Origin of the sequence: Labrys sp. LIt4 (assembly GCF_017813775.1) — a bacterium.
GTDB lineage: Bacteria > Pseudomonadota > Alphaproteobacteria > Rhizobiales > Labraceae > Labrys > Labrys okinawensis_A.
In genome coordinates, this window is the sequence record NZ_JAGIPY010000007.1 from 281530 (window position 1) to 303549 (window position 22020).

Below are 22020 nucleotides of genomic sequence, written 5' to 3' on the forward strand. Positions count from 1 at the left end.
CGCGAATCTTGCAGGCCTTGTCCGGGAAACGCCGCGGCTGGGACCCTACCTCGCGGCCAGCCAGGTTTCGATTCCCCTCGCCGCCGCCACCCCGGTGGCGAAGCAGGCCTGCAGCAGATAGCCGCCCGTCGGCGCTTCCCAGTCCAGCATCTCGCCGGCGACGAAGACGCCGGGCGCTTTGCGCAGCATGAACTGACTGTCGATTTCCTCGAGCGCGACGCCGCCGGCGGTGGAGATGGCGCGTTCGAGGCTACGCTGGGCCATTACCCTCAGGGGAACATGCTTGATCAGTCTGGCGAGAGCGGCAGCCTCGCGCGGCAGGGCGTTGCCCGTGGCTTCGCGCAGCAGGCCGATGGCGACAGGCGCCAGCTTGGCGGCCTTGCGCAGATAGGTGGAAAGAGACTGGCTGGCCTGGGGACGGTCGAGCAGGCGAGCCAGCGCGGTCTCGTCGAGGTCGGGACGCAGGTCGATGGCGATCTCGGCATGGCCATGCATGGCGATCGAACTGCGGATGACAGGAGAGAGGGCATAGACCACGCCGCCTTCCAGCCCCCGCTCCGTGACGACGGCCTCGCCGCGGCGGGTGGCGCCGGCAAGGGTGACGGCGATGCGCTTGAGCGGTTCGCCAGCCGATTTCTCCGCATAGGCTCGGCTCCACCCGATCTCGACACCGCTATTGGCCGGCGCGAGATCGGTGATCGCGACGCCGCGGCCGCGCAGCAGCGGTACCCAGCCGCCGTCCGCTCCCAGGCGCGGCCAGGAGGCGCCCCCAAGCGCAAGCAGGGTCGCGGCGGCCTTGCGGTGCACGAGGCCGCTGTCCGGGCCTTGGAAGGCGAGACGGCCTTCGCCGTCCCACCCCGTCCAGCAATGACGGATGTGCAGGGTCACGCCGAGGCCGGCGAGACGCGCCAGCCAGGCGCGCAGCAAAGGCGAAGCCTTGAAGCTCTCGGGAAAGATGCGGCCGCTCGAACCGATGAAGGTCTTCTCGCCGAGCCCCTCGGCCCAGGCGACGAGATCGCCGGGCGTGAAGGCGCGCAGGGCGGATTCGAGAAAGGCCTCGGCCGGCCCGTAGCGCGTGAGGAAGCGCTCGAACGCCTCGCCATGGCTGAGGTTGAGCCCCCCGCGCCCGGCCATCAGGAATTTGCGGGCGGGCGAGGGCATGCGTTCATAGATCGAGACGGCGTGTCCGGCTGCGGCCAGTCTTTCGGCGGCGATCAGACCCGCCGGTCCCGCGCCGATGATGACGATGTCGCTCAAGTCCGTCACGTCCGTCTTTATTTCCATCTTGCATTATGCTCATTGCCCTCATGGCATTCTCCTTCCGGCAAATCCAATATTTCGTGGCAGTGGCCGAGAACGGGGCGGTGTCGCGCGCCTCGCACGAACTCTCGATCTCGCAATCGACGGTGACGGAGGCCATTCGCGAACTGGAGGGCGATCTCGGCTTTCCCCTGTTCGACCGGCGCGCCCATGGCGTCGAGCTCACGCTGAAGGGCCACCAGTTCCTGCGCCATGCCCGCAAGATCCTTTCGGAAATTGCCGATGCCCGCCGCGCCCTGCGCTCTGACACGGCGCCGATCGAGGGGCGGCTTGCCGTCGGGGTGACGCCTCTGGTCGCCGCCTATGTGCTGCCCGATCTGCTGGCCCGCTTCCGCCGCGCCTTTCCGCATGTGGCCGTCGACATCATCGAGGACAGCCGCGATTACCTCGATCATCTGCTGGTGGGGGGCGAGCTCGATGTCGCCGTGATGGTGGCAGGCGCCGAGAAGAGTTCGGCGGCGCTGCATGTCGAGACGATGGAGGCCTCGCCCTATCGCCTCTGGCTGCCGATCGGCCATCGCCTGGCCGAGGCCGAGAGCATCGGCATCGTGGATCTCGCGGAGGAACCTTTCGTGCTCCTGATGCTCGACGAGATCGCCGAGGCCGCCGAATATGCCTGGCGGCGGGCCGGCGTGCGGCCGCCGGTGGCCATCCGCACCCGTTCGGTGGAAGCAGCCCGCAGCCTGGTGGCGACCGGGGCCGGCGTCGCCATCCTGCCCGACCTCACCTATCGCCCCTGGTCGCTCGAAGGCGACAAGATCGAGGCGCGCGACCTCGCCGAGGCGCTTGCGCCGGTGGAAGTGGTGATCGGTTGGCGGCGCGGCTCGCCGCTCGACGCCATCGCCGCACAATTCGTCGCCGTGGCGCGGACTTACCGGACCGGCAGAGGGCGCAGCTAGAGCACTTTGCGATTGGGCGGAATCGCCGAAACTTGCATTGCTCTGTCGTTCCAATGCAGCGAAGCGATCCCTCGTCAATGATATCGGAAAAACCGATATCATTGATCTCCCGAATGGTGTGGCGCCTGTGGCTTTTCCAAGGCATGCTCGCCGCAATCAAGAATTCGCCCTGTATTCGGACGGACGGCAACCAGAGGAAAAGCACCATGTCCAGGCTTAGATGGGTTGTGGCGTTGGCGGGTATTACGGCAGTGGCCGTGCCGGCGCTCGCCAAGGAGATCGGCAAGGGGGAGGGCCAGCTCAACATCGTGGCCTGGCCCGGCTATATCGAGCGGGGCGACACCGACAAGAGCTATGACTGGGTCACCGATTTCGAGAAGAAGACAAGCTGCAAGGTCAATGTGAAGACCGCCAGCACGTCCGACGAAATGGTCGCGCTGATGAATGAGGGAGGCTATGATCTCGTCACCGCTTCCGGCGACTCCTCCCTGCGCCTGATCGCCGGCAAGCGCGTGCAGGAGGTTGATACCTCCCTGATCCCGAGCTGGAAGACCGTCGACGAGCGCCTCCAGAACGCGCCCTGGCACACGGTCGACGGCAAGCATTACGGCGTGCCCTATCAGTGGGGCCCTAATGTGCTGATGTACAACAGCGACGTGTTCAAGGAAGCGCCCAAGAGCTGGAGCGTGGTGTTCGAGCCGCAGAACCTGCCGGACGGCAAGCCCAACAAGGGCCGCATCCAGGCCTATGACGGCGCCATCTACCTCGCCGACGCAGCACTCTATTTGATGAGCAAAAAGCCCGAGCTCGGCATCAAGGATCCCTATGAGCTCAACGAGGATCAGTACAAGGCAGTGCTCGAGCTGGTGCGCCAGCAGCACGCCCTGATCCAGCGTTATTGGCACGACGCCAACATCCAGGTCGACGACTTCAAGAATGAAGGCGTGGTCGCTTCCGGGTCCTGGCCCTTCCAGGTCAATCTGATGAAGGCCGACAAGAAGCCGATCGCCTCCACGGTACCGGAGGAAGGGGCGACGGGCTGGGCCGATACCACCATGCTGGCCGCCGATGCCGCCAACCCCAATTGCGCCTATATGTGGCTCGAACATTCGATCCAGCCCAAGGTTCAGGGCGATGTCGCCGCCTGGTTCGGCTCGCTTCCCTCGGTTCCGGCTGCCTGCAAGGGCAATGCGCTGCTGACCGATACGGGCTGCGCCACCAACGGGTTCGACAATTTCCCCAAGATCAAGTTCTGGCGCACGCCGGTGGCCAAATGCACCACGCAGAGCGCCTGCGTGCCCTATTATCGCTGGGTCACCGACTATATCGCCGTGATCGGCGGGCGCTGATGTCGTATGGGGCGGGCCACATGTCCGCCCCTGATCGGTCACCAAATGCGGCCTTGCTGGCCTGTGCGTCCGAGGCTGCCTGGCCTGCCGCGGCCTGGGAATGGTGTGCCGATCTCCAGATCGGCATCTCATCCTTGGTGGGCACTTCGTTTCCAAGGCGGTCGATCGGGAGATCGACCCTCCTCGTGCCGCGCCGAAGGCTGAGGGGTTGACGTTCATGGACGTCGGCTCTCGCCGGTGCGGGGTCATGGAATTTTCGTCCCGACAGAGGCGGCTGAGCCAGCCCACGTCCTCGAGGTATCCTCATGGCTGTAACCAGCACCACTCCTGCCGTCTCCTTCCGCGGCGTCCAGCGCCATTTCGGCAGCGTGAAGGCGGTCGACGGCGTCGATCTCGACATCGCGCCGGGTGAATTCTTCGCCATGCTGGGGCCGTCCGGCTCGGGCAAGACCACCTGCCTGCGCCTGATTGCCGGTTTCGAGCAGCCCACCGGCGGTCATATCGAGATCTTCGGGGAGACGGTGGAGGGCATGCCGGCCTATCGGCGCCCGGTCAACACCGTCTTCCAGGACTATGCCCTCTTCCCGCATTTCAACATCCTCGACAATGTCTGCTACGGCCTGATGATCCGCGGCGTCGCCAGGCAGGAGCGCTATCGCCAGGGACGCGAGGCGCTTGCCATGGTCAAGCTCGCGGGCAAGGAAGACCGTCGGCCCGGCCAGCTCTCGGGCGGCCAGCGCCAGCGCGTGGCGCTGGCCCGCGCCCTGGTGGTCCGGCCCAAGGTGCTCCTGCTCGACGAGCCGCTAGGCGCCCTCGACCTCAAGCTGCGCGAAGAGATGCAGGGCGAGCTCAAATCGCTGCAGCGCTCCCTCGGCCTCAGTTTCGTGTTCGTCACACACGACCAGGGCGAAGCCCTGTCCATGGCCGATCGCGTCGCCGTGTTCAACGAAGGGCGCATTGCCCAGGTCGGCAGTCCGCAGGACATCTATGAGCGGCCGCGCACCCGTTTCGTTGCCGATTTCGTCGGGTCTTCCAACGTGATCGAACCGGACCGGACGCGGGCCTGGATCGGCGTGAGCAGCGCGGCCAGCCTGCGGCCGGAAAAGATCACCCTGCTGCCGCAGGGGGTGGGCGCTGCCGGCGACGCCGTGGTGGTCCCCGGCACCGTGACCCAGGTGCTCTATCACGGTGCCATCAACCGCCTGGAACTGCGCACCGATGACGGCGCCCGCCTCAGCGCCGCCATTCCGGCCGCCATCGGCACGCCGCCCGAACAGGGCGCGGCCATCCGCGTCAGCTTTCCCCGCCGGGCGCTGCACCTGATGGAGGACGCGTGATGAGCCTCGCTATCCTTCAGGCCCCGCGGGACGGTCTTCTGCGGCGCATCTCGGACGTGCTGGTCGCCCGGCGCGGGCTCTATCTCCTGCTCCTGCTGGTGCCGCCGCTGCTCTGGCTCGGCATCGTCTATCTCGGTTCGCTCTTTGCCCTGCTGGCGCAGAGCTTCTTTTCGATCGACGAGTTCTCCGGCACCATCGTGCGTGAGCCCTCGCTCAAGACCTATGGCGAATTGCTGTCGCCCTCCAATCTCGACATCATCGTCCGCACGGTGAGCCTTTCGGCGGTGGTGACGCTGCTGTCCGCCATCATCGCCTTCCCGATCGCCTATTATGCCGCCCGCTATGCCCGCGGGCGCATCAAGGCGCTGTTCTATATCGCGGTGATGATGCCGCTGTGGTCGAGCTATCTGGTCAAGGTCTATGCCTGGAAGCTGCTGCTGGCCAAGGAAGGCGTGATCGGCTGGATCATGGCCAAGCTGGGCCTCGCCTGGCTGCTGGAGGCCTGGCTGGCCCTGCCCATCCTCGGCGGCCCTTCGCTGTCGGTGAGCTATACCGGCATGGTGCTGGTGTTCCTCTATCTGTGGACGCCCTTCATGATCCTGCCGGTGCAGGCGGCGCTGGAACGCGTGCCCGGCTCGCTGATCGAGGCCTCCGGCGATCTCGGCGCCAGCCCTGGGCAGACCTTTCGCAAGGTCATTCTGCCCCTGGCCTTTCCCGGCCTGGTGGCCGGGGCGATCTTCACCTTCTCGCTCACCCTCGGCGACTATATCGTGCCGCAGATCGTCGGACCGTCCTCGCTGATCCTCGGCCAGGTCGTCTACACCCAGCAGGGCACCGCCGGAAATATCCCGCTGGCGGCCGCCTTCTCGGTGGTGCCGGTGCTGATCATGGGCATTTTCCTCACCGTCGCCAAACGATTGGGAGCCTTCGATGCGCTGTGATCCGACAGGGAGTGTCGACCTCCAGATCGACTTCGCACCGACTGGAACCGCCGTTTCTCCAGTATGTCGACCTGGAGGTCGACACTCCAATGGCGCGCCGGCGAGGGCACCATGACCGAGAACCGCTCGCCGCTGACCCTGCGCATCGCGGCCGCCGCAGGCCTGCTCTTCCTGCACCTGCCGCTTCTGTTCATCATCCTCTATGCCTTCACCACCGAGGAGCGCAGCTTCGAGTTCCCGCCCCCGGGCTACACGCTCAAATGGTTCGGCGTCGCCTGGAACCGGCCCGATGTCTGGGCGGCCCTGGCGCTTTCGGTCAAGGTCGCGCTGGTCTCGACCTTCCTCGCCATCATTCTCGGCACGCTGGCGGCGGCGGCCTTGTCGCGCACCCGTTTCTTCGGCCGGGAAGCCATCTCGCTGCTGCTGATCCTGCCGATCGCCCTGCCGGGCATCATCACCGGCATCGCGTTGCGGGCGGCGTTCAACCTGGCCGACATTCCCTTCTCCTATTGGACGATCGTGCTCGGCCACGCCACCTTCTGCATCGTGGTCGTCTATAACAATGCCGTGGCGCGTTTCCGCCGCCTGTCGCCTTCGCTGATGGAGGCCTCGATGGATCTTGGAGCCGACGGCTTCCAGACCTTCCGCCATGTCGTGTTGCCCTCGATCGGCACGGCGCTGCTGGCGGGCGGTATGCTGGCCTTCGCCCTGTCCTTCGACGAGGTGATCGTCACCACCTTCACCGCCGGCCAGCAGCAGACCCTGCCGATCTGGATGCTGTCGGAGCTGATCCGGCCGCGCCAGCGCCCCGTCACCAATGTGGTGGCGGTGATCGTCATCCTCGTCACCGCCTTGCCGATCCTGGCAGCCTATTACCTCACCCGTGAAGGCGAGAACGTCGCCGGCGCCGGCAAATAACCAAGCCTCTTGAGCAAGGTGCGATCTCTTAATCGCACCTTGCTCAAACTCTTTGTTTTGACACGTTTTCTTAAGCGGAAAGTCCGTCGACTTTTCTGGAAAACGCTTCTGGAATGCCCAAGGAGATTGCCATGCTCGATACCAAAATGCTGATCGGGTCGAAATTCGTGCCCGGCACCGAAGCGCCGGAAAAGGTGCTCAATCCCAAGACCGAGGAGACGCTGATCGACCTTCCCGAGGCTTCCGTCGAGCAGGTCGACGAGGCCGTGGAGGCAGCCGCCGCAGCTTTCGCCGGCTGGTCCCGCACCACGCCGGCCGAACGCTCGTACCTGCTGCTCAAGCTCGCCGACGCAATCGAGAAGGACGCCGAGGCCTATGCCACGCTGGAGGCGCTCAATTGCGGCAAGCCCCGCATCCGCGTGTTGCAGGACGAAATCCCCGGCATCGTCGACTGCTTCCGCTTCTTCGCCGGCGCCGTGCGCAACATGCATGGGCTGGTCGCCGGGGAATATCTGGCCGGCCACACCTCGATGATCCGGCGCGATCCCATCGGCGTTGTCGGCTCGATCGCGCCCTGGAACTATCCCCTGATGATGGCGGCCTGGAAGCTGGCGCCGGCATTGGCGGGCGGCAACACCATCGTGATCAAGCCGTCCGAACAGACACCGCTGACGCTGCTCAAGCTTGCCACCACCATCGCCGAGATCTTTCCCGAGGGCGTGGTCAATGTGGTGGTGGGGCGTGGCGAGAGCGTCGGCAATGCGCTGATCCACCATCCCAAGGTCGCGATGGTGTCGCTGACCGGCGATATCGCCACCGGCAAGAAGGTGCTGCAGGCGGCCGCCAAGACGGTCAAGCGCACCCATCTCGAACTCGGCGGCAAGGCGCCGGTGATCGTGTTCGACGACGCCGATCTCGAGGCCGTGGTCGAGGGCGTCAAGCTGTTCGGCTATTACAATGCCGGCCAGGACTGCACCGCCGCCTGCCGCATCTATGCCGGCAGCAAGATCTACGACAATCTGGTGTCCGAGCTCGCCGGTGCCGTGAAGGGGCTGAAATACAACCAGCCCAATGACGACGAGAACGACATCGGCCCGCTCATCTCGGCGCGCCAGCGCTCGCGCGTCGCCTCCTTCGTCGAACGCGCCACCGAGCACAAGCATATCGAGATCGCAACCGGTGGCCATCAGGCGGCGGGCAAGGGCTTCTTCTACGAGCCTACCGTGGTTGCCGGCGCCCTGCAGAGCGACGAGATCGTGCGGCGCGAGGTGTTCGGACCGGTGGTCTCGGTGACGCGTTTCGGCGATGTCGAGGAAGCGCTGGCCTGGGCCAATGATTCCGACTACGGCCTGGCGTCCTCGGTATGGACGCGCGATATTTCCAGGGGCATGCAGATGGCCTCGCGCCTACAATATGGCTGCACCTGGGTGAACTGCCATTTCATGCTGGTGAGCGAGATGCCGCATGGCGGCGTCAAGTCCTCGGGCTACGGCAAGGACCTCTCGATGTATGCCCTGGAAGACTACACCGTGGCGCGCCATGTCATGGTGAAGATGGGCTGACAACCCTTTCCTGCGCTCGAGAGCGCTTCGCCCATAGGCCCTCGCTGACGGCCTGAGACACCCGGCTACCCTCCCCTCGATGGGGAGGGTCATGAGCATGACGGCCGATATGAAGGCGGCGGCGGGCAACGAGCGACGCTGGGAGCGCCTGTCGGACCTGACCACCGATTTTACGTCGTTCCGCCGAATTAATGTGTGTCTTTTTCCAGCCAGCTTGCCCGGCGCGACAATTCCGTCATGATGTCGTCAACCATAAACGAGTTGGGAGGAATCATGACGGCGGTTTCGTCTATGCAAAGGCCATGGTTGGCGGCCTATGACGGAGACATGAAACCGCATGTCGAGGAGGTGCCCTACAGATTGCTGGGCGACATGATCATCCAGAGTGCGCGTGAGGCTCCTCGCAAGACCGCCTACACCTGCGTCATGCCCAACGGAATGCATGGTTCGCTCAGCTATGGCGAGGCCGATCGACTGTCGGACCGGTTCGCTGCCTATCTTCATGGCGAGCTGAAACTGCCGCCGGGATCGCGCGTGGCCATCCAGGCGCCGAACGGACTGGCCTATCCGGTGGTCGCTTTCGGCGTATTCAAGGCGGGCTGCGTGCTGGTCAATGTGAACCCGCTCTATCTGGCCGAAGAGGCGGGTGCGGTCTTCGCCGATGGCGGCATTTCCGTGCTGGTGGTGATCGACATGTTCGCCGACCGAACCGCCAAGGCCCTCGCGACGGTGAAGGTGCCGCATGTCGTTCTGATCAATGCGGCCGAATTCTTCCCGAGCTTGCCGCGCGCATTGATCGGCCTGGTGCAAAAACATGTGCGCAAGGAAATTCCGGCCGCGACTTTCCCGCATATCCGCCTCACGCAGGCCCTGGCGCTCGGCCAGGCCAAGCTCGCGCGCGGCTTGAAGATTGCCGACATCACCGCCAGCATGGACTCGTCCGCGACCGCCTGCCTGCAATATACGGGCGGCACCACCGGCGTGAGCAAGGGCGCCATGCTCACCCATCGCAACCTGATCATGAATGTCCTGCAGGTCCTGGCCTTCGGGGGCAGCGCCTTCAAGCGGGACGATGTGATCATGACGGCGCTGCCGCTCTATCACATCTTCGCTTTCACCGTGAATTTCCTGACCTTCACGGCGTGCGGTGCCCATGTGGTGATGGTTCCCAGCCCCCGGCCGCTGAGCAATCTGCGCAAGGCCTTCGAGAAATATCCGGTCAGCTACATCACCGGCGTCAACACGCTCTATAACGGCCTGATGAACGAGGCCTGGTTCGCCACCCTGCCCAAACCGCATCTCAGGATCTGCATCGCCGGCGGCACCGCCCTGCAGGCGGCGGTGGCCGAGCGCTGGCATAAGATCGTCGGCGTGCCGGTGGGTGAGGGATACGGCCTGACCGAGACGTCGCCCGTCGTCTGCTTCAACCCGTTCGGTTCGGGACATAACGGGGCGGTCGGCGTTCCCCTGCCCGACACCGACGTCAAATGCGTCGATGACGATTTCAACGAGGTGCCGCTCGGCACGCCTGGCGAACTCGCCGTGCGCGGGCCGCAGGTGATGGCCGGCTATTGGCGCCGGCCGGACGAGACCGCCAAGGTGATGCGCGGCGATTGGATCCTCACCGGCGACATCGCCGTGATGGACGAAGCCGGCTATTTCCGCATCGTCGACCGCCGCAAGGACATGATCCTGGTTTCGGGCTTCAACGTCTTCCCCAACGAGGTCGAGGACGTGCTGGCCAAGATGCCGGGGATCAAGGAAGTGGCGGTGATCGGCGTGCCGGACGGAGCGGCCGGCGAAGCACCGAAGGCCTTCGTGGTCAGGAGCGATGCCGCTTTGACCGTGGAGGCCGTGCGCGCCTATGCCAAGCAGCATCTGACCGGCTACAAGGTGCCGAAATTCGTGGAATTCAGGGACGACCTGCCGAAATCCAATGTCGGCAAGATCTTGCGCAAGGACTTGCGGAGCTAGAACGTTTTGCGATTTGGCGGACTCGCCAGGAATCGCAAAGCCGTGTCGAACCAGCGCGTTGGAGCAATCAAGCGTTTCCGTCCAAACGCGCTTTGCTCGAGCTGGGTAAGCTCGACGGCTTCCTGCTTGGCAGCCCGGCGACATCACTATCCTCGACGAATGATCTCCGGCCTCGTCGTACGGAATGTCGGACGGCCGCGCTTCCAGCCGCGTATCACGCGGCTGTTCTCGCGTATCGCCTGTTCGGGCGTCACGCAGTCGATCAATACGATGTCGGCTGCTGCTCCGACCGATAGGCCGGATACGCGCTGCATTCCGCACGCTGCAAGGGGACCAATCATGTCGAAGACGAGCCGCAGATGCTCGGTGCGCGAAAGCTGAATGACATTGGCATAGAGGTTCGCCATGCGAAGGAGTGAGGCATCACCAAATGGTGTGAAGGGGTTGAGAATATTGTTGGTGGCGATCGAGGCATTCACACCCCTCGAAGCCAGAATATGGGCCGGAGCGACCCCACGTGGCACCAGTCGCTCATACTCGCGGCCATTCAGGAACAGGTCCGTGGCCGGCAGGGCCACCACGGCAATACCGGCCTCCCGAAGCCCTGCAGCGATCGCTTCAACCTCGTGCGGCGGTCGCGCCGAAAGGCTCGTCATGTGTCCGAGCGAGACGCGTCCCTGCCAGCCGCGCCGTATCGTTTCCTTCAGGACGACGGGCAAATTGCTCTTTTCGGGTGCGAGATCGAAATCGAGATGGAAGTCGACAGCGACGCCGTGCGCTTGCGCGAGGTCGAAGATCAGGCTGATTTGTCCAGCCGGATCAGGATCGGTGTAGGGAGCACCACCCACCAGATCCGCTCCGTCCGCCAGGGCCTCCTTCAACAAACCTAGCGTTTCCGGCTCGTTGGTGAGCCCTTCCTGCACGAAGGCGCAGATCTCGATGTCGATGGCGAACGCGTAGTCCTGGCGAACGCGTTTGATGGCTTCGAAGGAGCGTAACCCGGCCCGCGGATCGACTTCGACGAAGCTGCGCATCGTCATGGTGCCTTGCATGATGGCCTGCTCGACGACGCGAGCGGCCCGTGCATAGACATCCGCCTCGGTGAAGGACGCCTTGGCTCTTGCCGTCTCGCGCACCGCCTCCGCCAAGGTACCCTCGCAGATGCGGCAGCGATCGAGGATACAGGCTTTGTCCAGATGGATGTGGCTGTCGACGAAGCCGCCGCAAGCCAGCGCACCTTCGGCATCGACGATTTCAACCGCTTCACAACGAAGCTCTCGACCGATCGCGGCGATCGAGCCGCTGCGTATCGCCAGGTCGACCGGTTCCTCACTGGTCGGCAGGCGGGCATTGCGGATCAGCAGGTCGGCTGGGGAAATGTCCATCGTCAAAGACCGATCGCCCCGCCATCGCTGCGCGGATCATGCGCAGCGATGATCGTCCCGTCAGGTCGGAGGCGAATGATGCCGGCATGTCCGCCGAGTTGGCTGAAGGGTTCGATCCGGCCCACCTGATGTCCCCTGTCCGCAAGCTCGGCAAGGAGCGAGGCTCCGGCATGGGCCTCTATCTTCAGGCTGTCGCGACTGTCCGAGAAGGTGCGCCCCAGAAGGAAACGCGGCCGGGATAGGGCGGCAAGCGGATCGAGCCCGTGATCGATCAGCAGCGACAGCAGCAGAGCGAGGGTCTGCGGCTGTCCGTCGGCGCCTTGAGTGCCGTAAAGCAGGCAGGGACGCCCATCCTTCAAGGCAATGCCGGGGTTCAACGTGTAGAAGGGACGCTTGCCGGCCCTGATGCAGTTCGGGCTCGCTGGATCGAGGCTGAAGGCTGCGCCGCGGTTCTGCCATAGGATGCCCGTGTCGCCGGCGACGACACCGCTGCCCCAGTCGAAATAGAGGCTCTGCAGCATGGCAACGCTCCTGCCCGCGCTGTCCGTCGCCGCCAGGAAGGCCGTGTCGCCGGTCTGGAAGGGGGGCGGCCAAGGCGCCGCCTTGTCGAGATCGATCGAGCGTGCCTTCACAGCCAGGCGGCGCGCATCGAGCAACCGCGCGACATTCACGTCTGTGAAGGCGGGGTCGGCGATCGACGGGCGATCGAGGAAGGCCTGTTTCACGGCTTCCACGAGGAGGTGGTAGAATTCGGCCGAGGCAGGGTCGAGCCGGGCCAACTCGAAGGAAGACAAGATAGCCATGATGGCAAGCGTCGTCGCGCCTTGCGTCGGCGGCGGCGGCGCAAGAAGGGTCAGGTCGCGATAGTTCTGCGCCAGTGGCTGCTCACGCAGTGTGCGGGTGCTGGCGAGATCCGCAGCAGTCAGGGGTGAACCGGCGGCTCGCAGGCCCGACGCGATGCGCGCGCCCAGCTCGCCTTCGTAAAACTCGCGCACGCCGTGATCGGCTATGGCGCGCAGCGACCTCGCCAAGGTCGGCTGGCGCTGTATGCCGTTCCGGAAGAAGACCCCCTGGAAGCCAGGCCATTGCGTGACCTCGCTTCCGCGGAAACGATACCAGAATTCCTGAGAAGGGCTGACGTCGAAGCCGTTTTGGGCCAGCGCGATGGCGTCGTCGAGCAGGCCGGCGACGGACAATCGGCCCTGCCACTGGCTGTGGGAGTAATCGAGGACTCGTCCCCAACTGTCGACGAGGCATGCCGTCGTCATGGCCGAAAGCGGCCCGCGAAGCGAGATGACAGACAGATCAGGGATGAATCCTGCCGCCTGGCCAATGCCGAGGAAGACGGTGGCAGAACCCGTGCGATCGGCAACAAGCCAGACCGCGTCTCCGCCGAGGCCACAAAAATGTGGATAGAGGACCGAGAGTGCCGCGCTCGCGGCAACCAGCGCCTCGATGGCGTTGCCTCCCCGCTCGAGGATCTTCGCCCCGGCCTTTGCGGCGAGCCAGTGCGGCGCGACGACCATGCCCCCGCTCGACGTCGCGTTCTCGCTGGGCCCTTGCCGCTGGACGGTCTTCATGCAATCGCCGCGATTGTGTGAACAGACCTCCAGTCAAGCAAGTTCCGGGCCATTTCCGGCGTAAGCGTTCGAACTCTTCCAGGCCCGACGTCGGTGCAGCCGGCGGGATCCCGGCGATGGGACAGACGACAGCGAAGCGTTCGCAGCGTGTGGGTCGCCGCACGACAAAAAAGAGCAGATTGCGGCTTTTGCTCATCGCAATCTGCTCTTGGACTGTCGTATCCGCTGCAAGCGGAAAGAGCTGGCCGGAAGGCCTGACCCCGCGTCTACTGCCGATAATGCTGGATGCGCGTGGTGCGCAGGCCTGCCAGGCCATGGCGATCGATCGAGGCCTGCCAGGACAGGAATTCCTCGGTGGTCAGCACATAGCGGTTGCAGGCCTCCTCGAGGCTCAGAAGTCCGCCGCGCACGGCGGCGACCACTTCTGCCTTGCGCCGGATCACCCAGCGCTGGGTGCCGGGAGGCGGCAGGTCCGCAACGGTCAGGGGGCTGCCGTCGGGGCCGATGACATATTTCACCCGAGGGCGAAGAGTTTCGGTCATGGGTACGCTCACACAATTCGAATGACCATGTGAGCTGCAGGCTAGGGGCGCTCGCTTAAAAATTGTTGAAGGAAATTTAGAAAAGCCCTTGATCTGGCTTCGATCATTGCAATTCGCCAACAAGCTGAATCAGGCCTTAACTTCGTCGGCATCTGTTGGTTTGCCTGGCGGCAGAAAGGGCTTGGCCAGGGCATGGTAGAGTTTCTCCCGGCAGATGAGGGCGGAGACGCCGTCGGCGATGATGGCGGTCGCCAGCAGGGGCAGCACCATGGCGCGGCTGTCCGACATTTCGGAAATGATGATCACGGCGGTGAGCGGCGCCCTGACCACGCCGACGAAATAGCCGATCATGCCGAGAAGCACGATGGCGCCGAGCGGCTGGTCGGGAAAGGCAAGGGCGATCAGGTTGCCGACCCCTGCACCGGTGGCGAGCGAGGGCGCGAAAATCCCGCCGGGTACGCCGGATAGCACGGTGATCAGGCTCGACAGGAACTTGGCCGGCCCGAACCACAGCGGCTCGGCATGGGATTCCACCAGGCGGCGGGCGACCTCATAGCCGGTGCCCCAGGTTGCCCCGTGGCTGAGAATGCCGAGGATCGCAACGAGAAGGCCGCAGATCAGGGCGAGGCGGATGGGCCGGCGGCGCAGGGCTGCGATCGGGGCGAGGGCTGTGGCGCCGAAGGCGAGGACCAGCCGCGAGAACAGGCCGCCGGTGATGCCGCCGATCACGCCGGCCAGCGGGGCGATGAGCAAGGCGGCGCCGAGCGGCAGCGCTTCGTGCACGGAGCCGAAATAGATGTAGTCGCCGGCGATACCCAGGCTGACGAGGCCCGAGATCATCACGGCCGCCATCGCCAGCAGGGCGAGGCGCTGGTGATAGGAGGCCGCGAGTTCCTCGATGGCGAAGGCGATGCCGGCGAGCGGCGTGTTGAAGGCAGCCGAAACGCCTGCCGCTCCGCCGGCGATGATCACGGCGGGCGAGAGATCGATTTTCAAGAGGCGATGCATGAAGGCCATGAGGGCGGCGCTGATCTGCACGGTTGGTCCCTCGCGGCCGACCGAGGCGCCGACCAGGATGGCGCCGACCGTCGCCGCGAATTTGAAGACGGCGACCTTCATGGAGATCAGCCCGGCTGCGACGGCGTGACGGGGATCGCGGGCGCCGGCACTCACCTGAGGAATGCCGGAGCCCCGCGCTGCGGGCGCAAAGCGTCGTGTGAGCCAGGCCAGGAGAGCGAGCCCCAGGGGCGTCACCACCAGTGGCGCATAGGGGGCCTTGTCGACCATCAGTTCGAACAGCTTCGCGGCCTGGTCGGCTGTCCAGGTGAAGGCGAGGGCGACGAGGCCCAGAATGACGGCGCCGATGGTGGTGGCGGTGCGGCGGCGCAGCAATATTGGAAAGTCGTCAGGAATCATCGGGAGACGGGGTCCTTTGCTTCCCTTCTACACCCCCGGGACCTTATGACGGCAAGCAAGAATGGGGATCGGGTCCGAAGACCCAGCGGGCGGCAGGATGCAGGCGAATTGCCCGCTGCACCGCCTAATCGCTCGCCCTCTCGGCGCTGATGATCCATGCGCGCGAGTCGAAAAGCACGCCGTCGGCCGTCATATGCGCATCCAAAAGATCGCGCAGCCGCTGCAGGGGCCGATCCGGCGGCTCGTCCGTGCGCGCGAGCGTATCCTTCACCAGATAGAGGCCCGAGATGGCATCGAAGGCGGCATCGACATTCGGCCCATAGTAGACCGGCTCGTCCACTTCGGCAAAGTCGATCGAGGTGAAGCCGGCTGTGCTCAGAAGCGCCGTGGCCACGGCAGGGTCGCCGAGTGAAAACGGCTTGCCGGCATCAACGGAAATCACCCCTCCCGGAGCCAGTGCCTGCCTGATGGCGCCGGACCAGGTGTTGCGCTCCTGGCTCTGCCACACCATCCAGGCCAGACGCCCCGCCGGGCGCAGGGCCCGCGCGATATTGGCAAAGGCGGCGGCGGGGTCCGCAAAGAACATCACCCCGAACCGGCTGATGCACAGATCGAAGCCGCCGGCCGGAAAGTCGTGGTGCTGCGCGTCGCCCTGTTCGAACACGACGTTTTCCAAGCCTGCCTCCAGGCAGCGCTGTCGCGCGATCGCCAGCATTTCGGCAGAAATATCGACGCCGACGACGCCCGCTTCCACAGCGATGCTGGCGGCATCGCGCGTGGTCTGGCCCGCACCGCAACCGATATCAAGCACCCGGTCGCGTCTTCCGACCCTGGCGGCAGCCCGCAAATGCCGGTTATGCCGGGACAGTTCCGCGTCGTAGAAATCGGCACATTGCAACGCCATCGGACTCACCGGGTTTCGTCGTGGCTATGGAAGTCGCATCCCGCTGCCGAATTGCCCGGCTATCCAGGCCTTTCGCCACAAACTGATTGCACAACAGAACCAGATATGCAATGTCAGATCCAGTTGCAGTATGCAATCAGAAGGGGCGTGCGCATGCAACGGACCGGATCATGCCGCATCACCGGGAAGTGCGTCGACATCAAAGCCGCGAAGCTTCAGACGGAGGCTTTCGGCGCGCCGTCCGACCCGCCCATCGTGCTGATCATGGGGATGATGGCATCGATGCTGTGGTGGCCGGAGAGGTTCTGCAGGGAGCTGGCCGATCGAGGGCACTATGTGATCCGCTACGACCAGCGCGACACCGGTCTTTCCACCCACTATCCGCAAGGTGCGCCCGGCTATTCTTCCAGCGATCTGGCCGACGATGTCATGGCGGTTCTCGATGCTTATGGCCTGGAGGCGGCCCATCTGGTCGGCATGTCGATGGGTGGCTTCGTCGCGCAGGAGGCCGCTTTGCGCCACCAAAGGCGCGTGCTTACGCTCACGCTGATCAGTACTTCGCCGCTCGCGGTCGAGGGCCTGCCGCCCTCGACCAAAGCCTATCGGGAGCATTCTGCGACGGCCGAGGGGATCGACTGGTCGGATCTTGGAGCCATCGCCGATTTCCTGCGCCGCGATGCCGCCATGCTCGCCGGCACCCGGCATCCGCATGATGCCGAGGCCGTAAGCGCGCTGATCGCGCAGGACATGGCCCGGGCACCGTCCTTTGCCAGCGCCACCAATCATTTCGCGCTGGTGGGCGGGGAGGGGCAAGCAAGGCTGCGGGCCTGCGATCTCACGATGCCGGTCCTCGCGATCCACGGCACGGTCGATCCGCTGTTTCCCATTGCGCACGGGGAAGCCTTCGCGACGGTGGTACCGAAGGCACGGTTGCACCGGATCGAAGGCGGCGGACACGAGATTCATGACAGCGACATTGACGAGATGGTGCTGGCCATCGCCCACCATGCGGCATAATGCCTTGTTCGGCGCGGCAATCGCGCCTTCTCCGCCCTGAACTCGTAGTAATTTTCACACAACGTATTGTGCTGATCGAATACAGACCGACGCGCTATTTCACGCTGGCAAAAATAAACTGAAAAGGGCAGGGTGACCGGAGTCTTTCTCCTATCATCGAAAGAATTCGGCGATGCTGAAGTGCCCCCAAGGTAGTAAAATTGCCTTCCGACTTCGGCATGCGCTGGCGACGGGCGTCATTGCCGGCGCGATGACACTGTCGGCCATGGCGGTCGCGCAGTCGCTCAAGCCGGAAATCGGGCCGTCGCCGCCCCAGGATGCCATGCCGCTCTATAAGGGCGGTGTCGACAAGGCGGTCGGCCGGCTGCCGGACATCGTCCGCGATATCATGACGAAATCGCAGGTGCCGGGTGTTGCCGTGGCGGTCGTGCATGGCGGCAGGACGGTGTTCGCCAAGGGCTATGGCCAAAAGGTCAAGGGCGATTCCAGCCGCCCCATCGACGAAAACACAGTGTTTCAGATCGCCTCGATCTCCAAATCCGTTTCGGCGACGATTGCCGCCATCGCCATGACGAGGGGCGGCAAAGCCGGCCGGCCCCTGCGTTGGGACGATCCGGTGCGCAGCTATCTGCCGGATTTCATCCTCGGCAACGATTATGTCTCGGCCCAGGCCACCATCGGTGATTTCTTCGCCCATCGCTCGGGCCTGCCGGAGGCGGCCGGCGACGACATGGAGGATCTTGGTTTCGAACGCCGGGACATCATCCCCCGGCTGCGCCTGTTGCAGCTCGATGCCTTCCGCACCTCCTATCACTACGCCAATTTCGGCACCACGATCGGGGCCGAGGCCGTAGCCGCCGCCATGGGCGAGCGCTGGGAGGTGCTGGCGTTACGCCTGCTGTTCCAGCCTTTGGGCATGGCGTCGACCAGCTATCTGCACAAGGACTTCGTGGCGCGGCAGAACCGGGCCTTGCTGCACGCCTTCGTCGGGGGCACCTTCAAGCCGGTCTATGACCGCAATCCCGACGAACAGGCCCCGGCTGGCGGCGTGTCCTCCAATGTGGTGGACCTCGCCAAATGGCTGCAATTGCTGCTCGCGGGCGGCAAGCACGGCAAGGACACCATGGCCGCGACCACGGCGCTGCTTCCTGCGCTGACGCCCCAGGCGGTGAACGGGCGCGGCGAGGCGCTCGACGCGCGCACCGCCTTCTATGGCTATGGCTTCAACGTGAACGTCAATGCCAATGGCCGGACCTCGATGGGCCATTCGGGCGCCTTCCTGCTTGGGGCGGGCACCACTTTCCAGATCCTGCCCTCGGCCGATGTCGGCATCGTCGTCCTGACCAACGGCGCGCCGGTCGGCGCCGCCGAGGCCATCGCGGCGCGCTTCATGGACGTGGTGCAATATGGCGAGGAAACGCGAGACTGGTATCCCCTCGCGCATCAGCACATGATGGGCTTCTTCAAGCCGGTCGGCGATCTCGTCGGCAAGACGCCGCCTGCCCATGCCAAGCCTGCCAGGCCGCTTGCCAGTTATGCCGGCGCGTATGTCAGCCCTTATTTCGAGGTCGGCACCGTGCAGGTCGAGGGCGACCATCTGGTCGTGCTGCTCGGGCCGCGGCTGATGAAATTCCCGCTCAGCCATTGGGATGGCGATGTTTTCGCCTTGAGACCCGGCGGCGAGAATGCGCCGGAAGGCTCGGTGTCATCGGTCAAGTTCTCGGGGGAGGGAAGTGGCCCGAGGACGATGGTGATCGACTATCTGAATGCCGAAGGGCAGGGCAGTTTCAGCCGATGATCGCCTCTCCGCCCCCGCCCTGACCGTCCGAAAGGAAAAGCCCGCTCGAGAGCGGACCCGGAGCATAGTACCGAAAAGCGGACGCCGGTTTTCGGCATCACGCTTGCCGGAGGCATGCCGCCGCAGGGGAAGCGGCGGGATTGTATCGGCCATGGCGTGCGCGTCAGGCGTAGCGCTTGGCGCCGGCGACGCAGATCACCACGCCCGCGGCGACCGCCCACACTGTCAGGCCGACCTGTTCGTGCAGCAGCAGCGCGGCGAGAGCCAGAGACATGAAAGGCTGCAGCAATTGCAGCTGGCCGACTGCCGCGATGCCGCCCTGGGCAAGGCCGCGATACCAGAAGACGAAGCCGATCAGCATGGAGAAAAGCGAGACATAGACGAGGGCCGAAAGAGCCGGCCAGCCGATGGCGCCGAGATCGGCGGGCAGCCACCAGATCGCCAGCGGCAGCATCACCGGCAGCGACAGGATGAGGGCATAGGAGATCACCTGCCAGCCGCCAAGATCGCGCGACAGCCGGGCGCCCTCGGCATAGCCCAGGCCGCACACCAGGATCGAGGCCACCATCAGCCCGTCGCCCCAGGCATTGCCGGCGGCGCCCTGGCCGAGGGCATAGGCCGCCACCATGGCTGCGCCGGCAATGGAGAATACCCAGAAGCCGAGCCGCGGACGCTCGCCGCCCCTGAGCACGCCGAAAATGGCGGTGGCAAGCGGCAGGAGGCCGATGAAGACGGTGGCGCGCGAGGAGGTGATGCTCTGCAGCGCAAGCGCCGTCAGCAGGGGAAAGCCGACCACGCAGCCGATGGCGACCAGGCTCAGGGAACCGAGCTGCGAGGCGCGCGGCCATTTCTGCCTGAGGACGACGAGAAGGGCGATGCCGAGCAAGCCGGCGATGGCGGCGCGCGCCGTGGTCAGGAAGAGCGGCGACAAATCATGCACGGCGACGCGGGTCGCCGGCAGCGATCCGGAGAAGATCGCCACGCCCAGGAAACCATTGAGCCAGCCTGCCGACTTGTCGTCCATTTCCGTATCTTTCGTATCTCGTTTCGTCAGCCGGCAAGGCGGCGGACATAGAATTTCGTATCGACCGCCATGAGCGGAAAGCTGGTGGGCAGATCGTGCCGGGCGATCTCGGCAAAGCCGTTCTTCTCGTAGAAGCGATGGGCGGCCAGGAATTTGGCCGTGGTTCCCAGGAAGATGTCCTCGACGCCGCTTTCGCGGGCGCCGGCCAGCAGATGGTCGAGCAGGCGCGAGGCCACGCCGTGAGGCCGGCCGCGATAGGGAGCAGCCACGAACATCTTGCGCAAGGCGGCCTGCGGCTTGCCGACCTCATCCAGTCCGATATCCTTCAGGCCGATCGTACCGATGATGGCGCCCTCGTGCTCGGCGACCCAGAACCCGCCGCGGCCGCTCTGATAGAACGAGGTGATTCCGAGCAGGTCCGGCTGCTCGCCTGCCGTGATCTCGATGCCGAATTCCTCGCACTGAATCGGGAGAATGACGCGGAGTATGTTGTCGCAGTCGGCCGGTTCGAAGCGCCTGATGCGGATGGCATTCGTCATGGAGAAACTTTCGAATATTCCGGTTTCTTGTTCCAGAATCGCGCTGGCGTCGACAGAGACAGACCGATACAATTGATCTGAACTGTACTGGGTCATGGAGAGGTACGGATGCTGGACCAAGCCGGTGGTTCCACCCTGATCGAGGCGACGATGACGGAGATCCGCCGTCTGATCGCCACGGCGCCCGGCGCGCGCCTGCCTTCCATCCGCCGCCTTGCCGAACGGCAGGGCGTATCGAAATCGACCGTCGTCGAGGCCTATGACCGGCTGGTCGCGCAAGGCGCCGTGGCTGCACGGCCCGGTTCGGGCTTCTTCGCGGCCGGCCGCATTCGTCCCTTCGCCTTGGCGGAAAGCGGTCCGAGCCTCGATCGCGCCATCGATCCGCTCTGGATCTATCGCCAATCCCTGACGCAGCAGAAAAGCGCGCTGCACCCCGGCTGCGGCTGGCTGCCCGATTCCTGGCTGCCCGAGGACATGGTCCGGCGTGGGCTTCGCGCGGTGGCGCGCGACGAGACCACCAATATTTCCACCTACAGCGTCCCCCAGGGGCTGCGCTCCCTGCGCGAGCATCTGGCCCGCCGCTTCACGGAGCGGGGCCTGGAAGTGGAGCCGGCCGCGATTCTGCTGACCGATTCGGGCTCGCGCGCCATCGACCTCGTCTGCCGCTTTCTGATCCAGCCCGGCGATGTCGTGCTGGTGGACGATCCCTGCTATTTCAACTTCCAATCGCTGCTGCAGGCGCAGCGGGCGCGCATCGTCGGCGTGCCCTATACGCGCCAGGGGCCGGACCTCGAGCGTTTCGCCGGCCTGTGCGCCGAACATCGTCCCAAGCTCTATCTCACCAATGCCGTCCTCCATAACCCCACCGGAGCGACGGTGAGCGTGGGCACCGCCCATCGCCTGCTCAACCTCGCCGAACAGCATGATTTCATTCTGGTCGAGGACAATATCTTCGCCGATTTCGAGGCCCGGCCCTCGCCGAGCCTGGCGGCGCTCGACGGTTTCGAGCGCGTCATCCATCTCGGCAGCTTCTCCAAGACGCTGACGGCGGCCTTGCGCTGCGGCTACATCGTGGCGCGCGCCGACTGGATCGAAGGATTGACGGATCTGGCGCTCGCCACCGGCATCGGCTGCAGCGATGTCGCGGCCCAGACCACGCTGCGCCTGCTTACCGATGGCAGCTATCGTCGCCATCTCGACGGCCTGCGCCCGCGCCTCGCCAAGGCGATGGCCGCGACGGCGGAACGGCTGGAGGCCTGCGGCCTGCGCCTGTGGCTGGAGCCGCAGGCCGGCATGTTCCTATGGGCAGAACTGCCGGAGGGGCTGGATTCGGCGGTGATTGCCCGCAGGGCGCTGGAGCGGGACGTGGTGATGGCACCGGGCAACGTCTTCAGCGTCTCGCGTAACGCTGCGCGCTTCCTGCGCTTCAACGTGGCGCAATCGGCCGACAAGCGCATTTTCGATGTTCTCGCCGAGGTGATGGAGAAGGAGAGATAGCTTCGGCGCGTCGACCTC

General features: G+C 64.9%; 19 protein-coding genes. 11 read left to right on the forward strand and 8 right to left on the reverse strand.

The window, feature by feature from the left end; translation table 11 throughout:
- Positions 1-45: 45 nt before the first annotated feature.
- Positions 46-1266, reverse strand: coding sequence for a TIGR03862 family flavoprotein (locus J8I29_RS15825; protein ID WP_348536030.1), 1221 nt, complete (start codon positions 1264-1266; stop codon positions 46-48).
- A gap of 41 nt (positions 1267-1307) precedes the next feature.
- Here J8I29_RS15825 and J8I29_RS15830 point away from each other — a divergent pair, with 41 nt between their 5' ends.
- The 8 genes from J8I29_RS15830 to J8I29_RS15865 all read left to right on the forward strand — a co-directional run bounded on the left by J8I29_RS15830 (position 1308) and on the right by J8I29_RS15865 (position 10300).
- On the forward strand, positions 1308-2219 hold the full coding sequence (locus tag J8I29_RS15830; protein ID WP_105863957.1) for a LysR family transcriptional regulator: 912 nt from the start codon (positions 1308-1310) through the stop codon (positions 2217-2219).
- A 206-nt stretch (positions 2220-2425) separates the two neighbouring features.
- On the forward strand, positions 2426-3568 hold the full coding sequence (locus tag J8I29_RS15835) for an ABC transporter substrate-binding protein (protein WP_209432373.1): 1143 nt from the start codon (positions 2426-2428) through the stop codon (positions 3566-3568).
- 305 nt (positions 3569-3873) lie between these two features.
- Entirely contained in the window at positions 3874-4905 is a 1032-nt protein-coding gene (locus J8I29_RS15840) for an ABC transporter ATP-binding protein (RefSeq protein ID WP_209432374.1), read from the forward strand.
- Positions 4905-5846 carry an ABC transporter permease gene (locus tag J8I29_RS15845; RefSeq protein ID WP_105863905.1) on the forward strand — a complete coding sequence of 314 codons (942 nt, stop codon included), beginning with the start codon at positions 4905-4907 and terminating at the stop codon, positions 5844-5846. Before J8I29_RS15840 ends, J8I29_RS15845 begins: the two co-directional genes overlap by 1 nt.
- Positions 5847-5957: 111 nt before the next feature.
- Positions 5958-6764: an ABC transporter permease gene (locus tag J8I29_RS15850; RefSeq protein WP_105863959.1), complete on the forward strand. Its 807-nt coding sequence runs from the start codon at positions 5958-5960 to the stop codon at positions 6762-6764.
- A gap of 131 nt (positions 6765-6895) precedes the next feature.
- Positions 6896-8326, forward strand: a complete 1431-nt coding sequence (locus tag J8I29_RS15855) for a gamma-aminobutyraldehyde dehydrogenase (RefSeq protein ID WP_209432375.1) — start codon at positions 6896-6898, stop codon at positions 8324-8326.
- Between the two features lie 91 nt (positions 8327-8417).
- On the forward strand, positions 8418-8567 hold the full coding sequence (locus tag J8I29_RS15860; protein ID WP_209432376.1) for a hypothetical protein: 150 nt from the start codon (positions 8418-8420) through the stop codon (positions 8565-8567).
- A gap of 86 nt (positions 8568-8653) precedes the next feature.
- Positions 8654-10300, forward strand: coding sequence for an AMP-binding protein (locus J8I29_RS15865; protein ID WP_245197033.1), 1647 nt, complete (start codon positions 8654-8656; stop codon positions 10298-10300).
- A gap of 146 nt (positions 10301-10446) precedes the next feature.
- Here J8I29_RS15865 and J8I29_RS15870 read toward each other — a convergent pair whose 3' ends face one another.
- The 5 genes from J8I29_RS15870 to J8I29_RS15890 form a co-directional block, all read right to left on the reverse strand.
- Positions 10447-11685: an amidohydrolase family protein gene (locus tag J8I29_RS15870; RefSeq protein ID WP_209432377.1), complete on the reverse strand. Its 1239-nt coding sequence runs from the start codon at positions 11683-11685 to the stop codon at positions 10447-10449.
- 2 nt (positions 11686-11687) lie between these two features.
- Positions 11688-13265 (reverse strand): gamma-glutamyltransferase, encoded by a 1578-nt coding sequence (locus J8I29_RS15875; RefSeq protein WP_245197035.1) that lies wholly within the window; start codon positions 13263-13265, stop codon positions 11688-11690.
- Between the two features lie 266 nt (positions 13266-13531).
- Complete coding sequence (locus J8I29_RS15880) at positions 13532-13807, reverse strand: DUF1153 domain-containing protein (protein ID WP_068297942.1); 276 nt, start codon at positions 13805-13807, stop codon at positions 13532-13534.
- A gap of 129 nt (positions 13808-13936) precedes the next feature.
- The gene (locus J8I29_RS15885; protein ID WP_209432378.1) at positions 13937-15223 is read right to left on the reverse strand and encodes a chloride channel protein; all 1287 of its coding nucleotides are present in this window, start codon (positions 15221-15223) and stop codon (positions 13937-13939) included.
- A gap of 124 nt (positions 15224-15347) precedes the next feature.
- On the reverse strand, positions 15348-16127 hold the full coding sequence (locus tag J8I29_RS15890) for a class I SAM-dependent methyltransferase (RefSeq protein ID WP_209432379.1): 780 nt from the start codon (positions 16125-16127) through the stop codon (positions 15348-15350).
- Between the two features lie 153 nt (positions 16128-16280).
- On the opposite strand from J8I29_RS15890, the gene J8I29_RS15895 reads away from it, so the two are divergent.
- Together J8I29_RS15895 and J8I29_RS15900 are read left to right on the forward strand one after the other, a co-directional pair.
- The gene (locus J8I29_RS15895) at positions 16281-17144 is read left to right on the forward strand and encodes an alpha/beta hydrolase (RefSeq protein WP_209432380.1); all 864 of its coding nucleotides are present in this window, start codon (positions 16281-16283) and stop codon (positions 17142-17144) included.
- 172 nt (positions 17145-17316) lie between these two features.
- Entirely contained in the window at positions 17317-18942 is a 1626-nt protein-coding gene (locus J8I29_RS15900; RefSeq protein WP_209432381.1) for a serine hydrolase, read from the forward strand.
- Positions 18943-19105: 163 nt separating this feature from the next.
- On the opposite strand, the gene J8I29_RS15905 is transcribed toward J8I29_RS15900, so the two are convergent.
- Both J8I29_RS15905 and J8I29_RS15910 read right to left on the reverse strand, forming a co-directional pair.
- Complete coding sequence (locus J8I29_RS15905; protein ID WP_209432382.1) at positions 19106-19966, reverse strand: DMT family transporter; 861 nt, start codon at positions 19964-19966, stop codon at positions 19106-19108.
- Positions 19967-19992: 26 nt separating this feature from the next.
- Positions 19993-20505, reverse strand: a complete 513-nt coding sequence (locus J8I29_RS15910) for a GNAT family N-acetyltransferase (protein ID WP_209432383.1) — start codon at positions 20503-20505, stop codon at positions 19993-19995.
- A 150-nt stretch (positions 20506-20655) separates the two neighbouring features.
- Here J8I29_RS15910 and J8I29_RS15915 point away from each other — a divergent pair, with 150 nt between their 5' ends.
- Entirely contained in the window at positions 20656-22002 is a 1347-nt protein-coding gene (locus J8I29_RS15915) for a PLP-dependent aminotransferase family protein (RefSeq protein ID WP_245197059.1), read from the forward strand.
- Positions 22003-22020: the final 18 nt, after the last annotated feature.

Bases quoted from the DNA above. Each gene is read 5' to 3' on its own strand.
- J8I29_RS15845 (WP_105863905.1), top strand. From the start codon at position 4,905: ATGAGCCTCGCTATCCTTCAGGCCCCGCGGGACGGTCTTCTGCGGCGC.
- J8I29_RS15830 (WP_105863957.1), top strand. From the start codon at position 1,308: ATGGCATTCTCCTTCCGGCAAATCCAATATTTCGTGGCAGTGGCCGAG.
- J8I29_RS15850 (WP_105863959.1), top strand. From the start codon at position 5,958: ATGACCGAGAACCGCTCGCCGCTGACCCTGCGCATCGCGGCCGCCGCA.
- J8I29_RS15835 (WP_209432373.1), top strand. From the start codon at position 2,426: ATGTCCAGGCTTAGATGGGTTGTGGCGTTGGCGGGTATTACGGCAGTG.
- J8I29_RS15880 (WP_068297942.1), bottom strand. From the start codon at position 13,807: ATGACCGAAACTCTTCGCCCTCGGGTGAAATATGTCATCGGCCCCGAC.
- J8I29_RS15915 (WP_245197059.1), top strand. From the start codon at position 20,656: ATGACGGAGATCCGCCGTCTGATCGCCACGGCGCCCGGCGCGCGCCTG.
- J8I29_RS15855 (WP_209432375.1), top strand. From the start codon at position 6,896: ATGCTCGATACCAAAATGCTGATCGGGTCGAAATTCGTGCCCGGCACC.
- J8I29_RS15860 (WP_209432376.1), top strand. From the start codon at position 8,418: ATGAGCATGACGGCCGATATGAAGGCGGCGGCGGGCAACGAGCGACGC.
- J8I29_RS15875 (WP_245197035.1), bottom strand. From the start codon at position 13,265: ATGAAGACCGTCCAGCGGCAAGGGCCCAGCGAGAACGCGACGTCGAGC.
- J8I29_RS15890 (WP_209432379.1), bottom strand. From the start codon at position 16,127: ATGGCGTTGCAATGTGCCGATTTCTACGACGCGGAACTGTCCCGGCAT.
- J8I29_RS15870 (WP_209432377.1), bottom strand. From the start codon at position 11,685: ATGGACATTTCCCCAGCCGACCTGCTGATCCGCAATGCCCGCCTGCCG.
- J8I29_RS15905 (WP_209432382.1), bottom strand. From the start codon at position 19,966: ATGGACGACAAGTCGGCAGGCTGGCTCAATGGTTTCCTGGGCGTGGCG.
- J8I29_RS15900 (WP_209432381.1), top strand. From the start codon at position 17,317: ATGCTGAAGTGCCCCCAAGGTAGTAAAATTGCCTTCCGACTTCGGCAT.
- J8I29_RS15895 (WP_209432380.1), top strand. From the start codon at position 16,281: ATGCAACGGACCGGATCATGCCGCATCACCGGGAAGTGCGTCGACATC.
- J8I29_RS15910 (WP_209432383.1), bottom strand. From the start codon at position 20,505: ATGACGAATGCCATCCGCATCAGGCGCTTCGAACCGGCCGACTGCGAC.
- J8I29_RS15885 (WP_209432378.1), bottom strand. From the start codon at position 15,223: ATGATTCCTGACGACTTTCCAATATTGCTGCGCCGCCGCACCGCCACC.
- J8I29_RS15865 (WP_245197033.1), top strand. From the start codon at position 8,654: ATGAAACCGCATGTCGAGGAGGTGCCCTACAGATTGCTGGGCGACATG.
- J8I29_RS15840 (WP_209432374.1), top strand. From the start codon at position 3,874: ATGGCTGTAACCAGCACCACTCCTGCCGTCTCCTTCCGCGGCGTCCAG.